Genomic DNA, 7,530 nt, shown 5'->3' with positions numbered 1-7,530 from the left:
GCATAAGCTTGCCAATACAAGAAAAGGCACTTGGAGAGCGGCACAGATGCTTTCCATTGCGCTTACAAATAAAATAATAGCCAAGCTCGGATATACGTCCATGCTTGACTATTATCTGAAAGTCTGTTGAAAACTAAAGGAACCGCCTTGGTACCGAACGGTATGCCGGGTGGTGTGTGAGGTCGGCTACTCACTTGAGGGGTAGCCTCCTACTCGATTCTTATATATAACATGGAGGACTGGCCTGTTGAATCTTGATCGTCAGAGAAGAGCGCCTGTTTATGAAGCGCTTGAGAGATTTAGAAAACAGAGAGTGGTACCCTTTGATGTACCCGGACATAAAAGAGGAAGAGGAAACGCAGAGCTGGTGCGCTTTCTTGGAGAGCAGTGCGTTGGTATAGATGTTAACTCCATGAAGCCATTGGACAATCTGTGTCATCCCGTTTCCGTTATAAAGGAAGCGGAAGAGCTTACAGCAGATGCATTTGGAGCTGAGCACGCATTTTTGATGGTTAACGGTACCACAAGTGCTGTTCAGGCCATGGTTTTGTCTTCCGTTAAGCATGGTGAGAAGATAATTATGCCTAGGAACGTGCATAAGAGTGCCATAAATGCGCTTATTCTGTGCGGCGCTGTTCCTGTATATATTGATCCCAAGGTTGATACCAAACTTGGAATACCTCTTGGAATGGAGCTTGCGGATGTTGAGAATGCTGTTAAGGACAATCCTGATGCCAAAGCAATTCTGATCAATAATCCTTCTTACTATGGAATTTGCTCGAATCTGCAGGCTATAGTTGATCTTGCCCATGCACACGGAATGAAGGCTCTGGTGGATGAGGCCCATGGCACACACCTTTATTTTGGACCAAATCTTCCTTTGTGTGGCATGAAGGCAGGAGCTGATATGGCTGCCATCAGTATGCATAAATCCGGCGGAAGTCTTACTCAGAGCTCCATACTTCTTTGTGGTAAGAATGCAAATGTTGGATATATCAGCAGAATTGTAAACCTGACTCAGACCACAAGTGCAAGTTATCTTCTCATTGCGAGCCTTGATATCTCCAGAAGGAATCTGGCTCTTCATGGTCATGACAGCTTTGAGAAGGTTACGGGGATGGCTAAATATGCCAGAGAAGAGATAAATGAGATCCCCGGCTACTACGCTTACGGACACGAGCTTATAAACGGCGGAAGCATCTATGATTTCGATGAGACCAAGCTTGTAGTAAATACAAGAGGCGTAGGCCTTACAGGAATTGAGGTATATGACCTTCTTCGTGATGAGTATGATATCCAGATGGAATTTGGTGATCTTTCTAACGTTATGGCGTATATCTCTATTGGCGACAGGCTTCAGGATATTGAGAGACTTGCAGGAGCTTTATCTGATATCAGAAGACTTTATTCAAAACCTGAGCAGAGCTTTTTCTCAGCAGAGTATGTAACACCTATTGTGAAGGCAACCCCTCAGGAAGCTTTCTATGCTGAGAAGGAATCACTTCCGATAAAGCAGACTGTAGGAAGAATCTCAGCTGAATCTGTAATGTGTTATCCTCCGGGAATACCGATCATTTCTCCGGGCGAGGTTGTTACAGAAGAAATTCTTGATTATATAATAACTGCAAAAGAAAAGGGCTGTTCAATGCAGGGACCTGAGAGTGAGGATATATCAGAGCTTCAGGTAATTAAATAATTTTCGATATAGTTGTAATATTTTGTTTGAGTCAACATTAAAAAGGGCGTTATTATGATATTTTCCTCAAAACCGGTTATTCGGTAATGATGATGAATATCATAATGACGCCCTTTATGAGTATGTATTGTAGTATGAATAATTCATAGATTTTTTCACCTGTCAAGTACGGAATTTGCATAGTTTTATGCATAATTCGTAGCCATGACATATTAATAATAGGATAAAATAATGTGGGATGAATTAATGTGATTTTTGGAGGGATTAGTTATGTTAAGAAAAATGTTTAAAGTGAATATAGTAGGAGGGAATATGAAACATATTAAAGCGATTATTTCGAACCTGGCACTTTTATCGTTGGCTCTAATAATATTTGCAGGAAGTAAAACAGAAGCAAAAGCAGTTGTTGGTTATAATCTTTATGTTGGGGGCATAAATGTTACAACTGAAAACAAAGACAGGATTACATGGCCGAACGGTACCGGTTATGCAAAATTTGATTCGACTAATAATGTTTTAACATTTTATGATGCAAAGATTACTACTACAAAGCAAATATCAGACTTAAAAACAGCTATAAACATAGAGTGGACCAGTAATTTTACTATAAAGGGTAATGTAACTATTGAAATTACTGATGATTCATATGATACATATGGTATTTACTATAAACGTATTCCCGGTTTCGACGGTGGCTTGACAATCGATGGAAACATTACAATAAAAGGATCTGACTATGGTATTAAGGTCGAAGATGATGATCTTCTTTTTGATCGTGGAAAAATATCTATTGATTCTAAAATAAATGCTGTCATGGTAACCGGTGAAGGGCCTCTTAGTCTTGGAGAAGGTATGATTATTTCAGAGCCTTCTGGTGCAAATATTAACCAAAATGGAAGTACTTCTTGGGATATACGAAAAAGATTTTCCTCTTCTCCGGAAAAGAAAGTAATAATAGATAAAACATATGGAAATAAAGGCGCATATACTGTTGATTTAACAAATGGTTCTAAAACAATTACCGATGATCAGGCTTCTTGTACTTACTACACAACGTCATTCGCAAAAAAAAGTTTGCTTTTAGAGACTGGGATTCATTTAATCAGTGATCCTTTTATTTTTGATTTAGATGGTGATGGAAAAGGCGATTTATCTGCTATAATTGCAACAGAAAAACGCACTATAAAGTCTATAGAATTGTCTGTTTTAGATGGCTGTAACTATTATGGCGATTTTGTACTTACTGAAAACGATATAATGCTCGATAAATTAGATGAATACAGGTATTCATATTATTCACCGCTTACTATCAAATTACCGAAAAAGCCAGAGGAACAATCTGCAAATCCTTCTGAACAGTCAGTTACAAATGCTACACCCACTGTACAGGTAAAGGCTGAGAACATTGATAAAAAACAGAAAAACACATCCCTTTCAAAGCCCAAGGCAGGTAAGGGTTCTATAACTCTTAAATGGAAGAAGGTCACAGCCAAGGGAATTAAGGGCTATGAGATTCAGTATAGCACTGATAAGAAGTTCGAAAATGATGTTAAAACGGTAAACATCAACAAGACTAAAACAACATCAAAGACAATTAAGAAGCTTAAGTCCAAGAAAAAGTATTACATAAGAATCCGCACCTTTAAGAAATCCGGTGGAAAGAAGACATATTCCAGTTGGAGTAAAGCTAAGAACGTTAAGGTAAAATAAGTTTTGTATTAAAAAGAAAAGAGCAGGAACACCATTGATTGATTACGGTTTTCCTGCTCATTTTTTTGAATTGTAATAAACGAAATTATAAACATTTTATAGCGTGGAATTAACTCTTGTTATAGCAAATAATAAAGTTTAAAACAAATTAAAATTTTTTTGGTAGTGTCAAATGATTTATGGAAGGTCGGTCAATCATTAGCTGCTTTTTAGTTTTTAACAGTTGCTGTTTTGAATTACGTGGGTATCGTGAAAAACAATATTTATCCACGTAAGAAAATCAGGAAATGGTGAAGTGGATTACGGGGATGAATGGGGAAATGTGATTTATCCACGTAAGAATGGCGGAAAAAAGGCTCAGGATTACGGGGGTGCTTAGAGAAATGAGATTCATCCACGTAAGAATGGCGTAAAATGGCTAAAAATTACGGGGATGAAAAAAGAAAAACAATATTTTCCCCGTAATAAAACAGTAAGGGGGAAAAGATATGCCATACACAAAAATAGGAACTCCACTATCTGAGGATACTCTCGATAAGTACATGGATGATGATTATAATTTTGACAAGTTTAAAGAGGAAGCAAAAAAGAATGGATGGCTTACACTTTGAACATCCCTTTTTCTTTGTTTTGTCAAGTACGAATTATGAATAAAATCGATCATAATTCGTATGCATAGCTGGAATTTTATTACCTATAATTACAGTGTTGGGTTATGCTCTTTTACACATCAAAGAGCTAAAGGTGAAAAACATAATCTGATGAGTTTTAGGTAATAATTCAAAAAGGGGTAAATGGGAATGAAGAGAAGGTTGATCAAGGGAAAAAATCTTAAAAGACTGCTAAGTATGCTACTTGGAATTGCACTTACAGCAGGAAGTCTTGCGGGCGTGCCTATTACGGCAAAAGCAGCTAAAAGTTTTCCAACACTATTTTATATTGGCGGAGTAAGAGTACACTCCGGAAATACAGTAATTGATAAGGAGGATAATCCCGCATTCAAGGGAAGTGCCTCTTTTGATATAAATACATATACACTTACTCTTGATAACTTCGACAATAGCGGTGAAGTTTTTAGTTATAATAATAATAAAAATATCTCTGGATTATTTGTTATTCCTTCAGAAAATCTTACAATAAAGATTATAGGAACTAATAGGATTACAACAAAAGAAAGCGGCAGCGAATATACTTTTGCCATGGATTGCGGGGCAGGTTTTGGTACAGGCATACAAGTTACCATAAAAGGCGATAGCATAAATGATAAGCTTATATTAGAGGGTGGGTCAGACCAGGAATGTGCTTACACTTATGGATTGTCAACAGAGGAAAACATTATTCTGGAGAACTGTTCAATTATTTCAAAAAGTGGGAAAGCAAGCGAAAGATCTTGTGGTATTATTACAGGTTATGAAAACCCAGCATCTATCGAAAATATAATTATAAGAAATGCTTATATATCAGCCTCAGCAAATAGTGGTTTAAATTATAATATCGATTACGGTATTATGGGATTTAAAGATATAAATATAGAAAACAGTATAGTTGAAGCTACCGCTGTAAATAATGCTTCAGGATTTTATGGAATATATGCAGGGCACACACTTAATATTGATTCTTTATCTTCTGTTATGGCAGCGGGACGTTATAATGCTTTATATGGAACTGTTAAAAATCTTAAAACAGGTACCGGTTGGACTAATAAAGAAGGTACTGAGGGCCAGAGCTTTATCGATATAAGCAGTACCGGTCAGGACCTTTCGTCATTCAAGAAAGTTATTTTTTCTGATAAGTCAATTAGTGTAAATGAAAAACCCAAGACAAAAAATCTTACATATACAGGACAGGCTCAGCAGCTTGTAACAGCAGGAAGTGCTTATGGCGGTAAAATGTACTACGCACTTGGAGAAAACGCTGATACATCTCCTGATGACACAGCTTTTAGCACAGATATTCCCGAGGCAACTGAAGCAGGGGAGTACTATGTTTGGTTTAAGGTTGTAGGTCAAGGCGCTGTTACCGGAGAAACAACTCCTGAATGCATAACTGTAAAAATATATGCACCTTCACAGTCCGCAGTTTCAGAAGAAACAAACACGAATCAAGAACAGTCTTCTCAGAATGCGAAGCAGGTTCATACAGCAACTGATACAACATCTGAAAACACGCAGGCACAGCCGAATGAGACTGTAGATAAGAAACAGAAGAGTACATCCATTTCAAAAGTTAAAGCAGGCATAAAATCAATCACTGTTACCTGGAAGAAGCAGGCGGCTAAAGGCATTAAAGGCTACGAAATTCAGTACAGCACAGACAAGAATTTCAAGAATGATGTCAAGACTGTAACTATCAAGAAAACAAAGACCACTTCAACGAAAATAAAAAAGCTTAAATCCAAGAAGAAGTATTATGTAAGAATCCGTACATACAAGAAGGCAGGTAACAGCAAGGTATATTCAAATTGGAGTAAAGTAAAAAGTGTAAGGGTTAAATAAGTGTAATAATTTTATATACAAGGGGGATTAAAATGAGGGAAAAAAGAGAAGAATCTATTGGGTTTGAAGCACAAAATCGGCTGGTATTTTCGTTAATAGGCCTGTTTATAGCGTTAACGATGGCGTTAGGGCTGATACCGGGAATGAGATTGACGGCACTAGCCAGTGACACAAATTCTGAAGTGAAGTTTTCAGCTTATGATGGAGCTATTACCAGCCAAAATGAATCATATATATATCTCTTTGATGGTAATACCCAAACTAAGTGGTGTACATGTAACAGAGGAACTCCGAAAAATGAAAGTGCATATTGCTATTATGTAGAATTCAGTTCAAATGTACCTATAACAGTAGATAAGTATTTTTTGACTACAGCAAATGATACAGATACTCACGGTGGAAGAAATCCTAAGTCATGGTATCTCAAGGCAAAGAGAAATAGTGACGAAAGTTGGACTACTATTGATACAGTCACAAATGATGAGGTAATGCAGGCTGCAAGCTATACAGGGTATTCATTTGATGTTGATGTAACCGGGACATGGCAGTATTTCCTGTTTATGGTTATTGATACAAAAGGCGAAAGTACCCTGCAGCTTTCAGAGCTGACATTAAATAATAGTAGTAATAGTAGTAATACTAAAACCGAGGCGTCCATTGAGTTTGAAACCGAAACTGTTAATAAATTCTGCGATGATAAGCCTTTTACAGTCAAACTTAACAACACCGGCGACGGCAAGGTTACCTATACTTCCGATAATGAAAGTGTTGCAAAAGTTAATTCATCAACCGGTGAAGTAGAGATTTTAAGTTCATATTATAAACCGGTAACAATTACAGCTACCGTCGAAGATAGTGATAACTTTGAATATCCGGTAAAAACAGCTAAATATAAGCTAAATATAAATCAGCATTCAATAAGTTTTAAGAAAGACAGAATAAATGTAGTTTATAAAGGCGAAAATTTCTCAAATGAACTCATAAACGATGGTAATGGTATAGACAATATGTAATGACCTCCATTTTGTAGCAACGTGGATTTACCTGTATACTATAGTTGCTAAAACAAATGGTAACAGGGATTACCGCATACAAAAGGAGGTCACAAATGAATAATACCACAGTTTACGTAGGAATGGATGTCCACAAAGAAAGTTTTACACTTTGTGCTTATACTCTGGAGAAAGAGAAAGGCTCCTATTCCAGAAGAACACCCGCAGATTATAAGGAAGTCCTGAAGTATCTGGAATTCCTTCGCACCGTCTACGGAAACGATACTATCTTCGTATGCGGTTATGAGGCGGGCTGCCTCGGTTACACCTTATATCACCAGTTGACCGATCATCATGTCGACTGTGTGATCCTTGCTCCTACCACGATGCTGGAGCAACGTGGCAAAAAGAGGATCAAGACGGATAAGCGTGATGCTGAGATCATAGGAAAATGCCTTGCCCAGCACAACTACAGTCCGGTACATGTTCCTACCGCATCTGACGAGGAAGTAAAAGAATTCCTCCGTATGCGCGATGATCATAAACTCGCACTTAAAAAGGTCAAGCAGCAGATCCTGGCATTCTGTCTAAGGCATGATTACCGATATGACGGAAACAGCCATTGGACGGCAGCTCA

At 37.6% G+C, this 7,530-nt stretch carries 6 protein-coding genes; all 6 read left to right on the top strand.

Going from position 1 to position 7,530, the window contains the following annotated elements:
• The first annotated feature begins 247 nt into the window (after window positions 1–247).
• The gene (locus tag G603_RS0115590) at window positions 248–1,696 is read left to right on the top strand and encodes an aminotransferase class I/II-fold pyridoxal phosphate-dependent enzyme (RefSeq protein WP_026670806.1); all 1,449 of its coding nucleotides are present in this window, start codon (window positions 248–250) and stop codon (window positions 1,694–1,696) included.
• Window positions 1,697–1,966: 270 nt separating this feature from the next.
• On the top strand, window positions 1,967–3,406 hold the full coding sequence (locus tag G603_RS0115585) for a fibronectin type III domain-containing protein (RefSeq protein WP_026670805.1): 1,440 nt from the start codon (window positions 1,967–1,969) through the stop codon (window positions 3,404–3,406).
• A gap of 488 nt (window positions 3,407–3,894) precedes the next feature.
• Complete coding sequence (locus G603_RS23045; protein WP_255345880.1) at window positions 3,895–4,017, top strand: hypothetical protein; 123 nt, start codon at window positions 3,895–3,897, stop codon at window positions 4,015–4,017.
• A 189-nt stretch (window positions 4,018–4,206) separates the two neighbouring features.
• Window positions 4,207–5,901, top strand: coding sequence for a fibronectin type III domain-containing protein (locus tag G603_RS0115570; protein WP_026670804.1), 1,695 nt, complete (start codon window positions 4,207–4,209; stop codon window positions 5,899–5,901).
• A gap of 32 nt (window positions 5,902–5,933) precedes the next feature.
• A complete protein-coding gene (locus G603_RS0115565) occupies window positions 5,934–6,914 on the top strand; it encodes an Ig-like domain-containing protein (protein ID WP_155832702.1) in 981 nt (326 codons plus the stop codon).
• 95 nt (window positions 6,915–7,009) lie between these two features.
• On the top strand, window positions 7,010–7,530 hold a 521-nt coding region (locus tag G603_RS0115560), incomplete at its 3' end, for an IS110 family transposase (protein WP_035793530.1).

Source organism: Butyrivibrio sp. AE3006, assembly GCF_000424165.1.
Taxonomy (GTDB): domain Bacteria; phylum Bacillota; class Clostridia; order Lachnospirales; family Lachnospiraceae; genus Butyrivibrio.
This window is presented reverse-complemented; position numbering and strand designations above follow the sequence as displayed.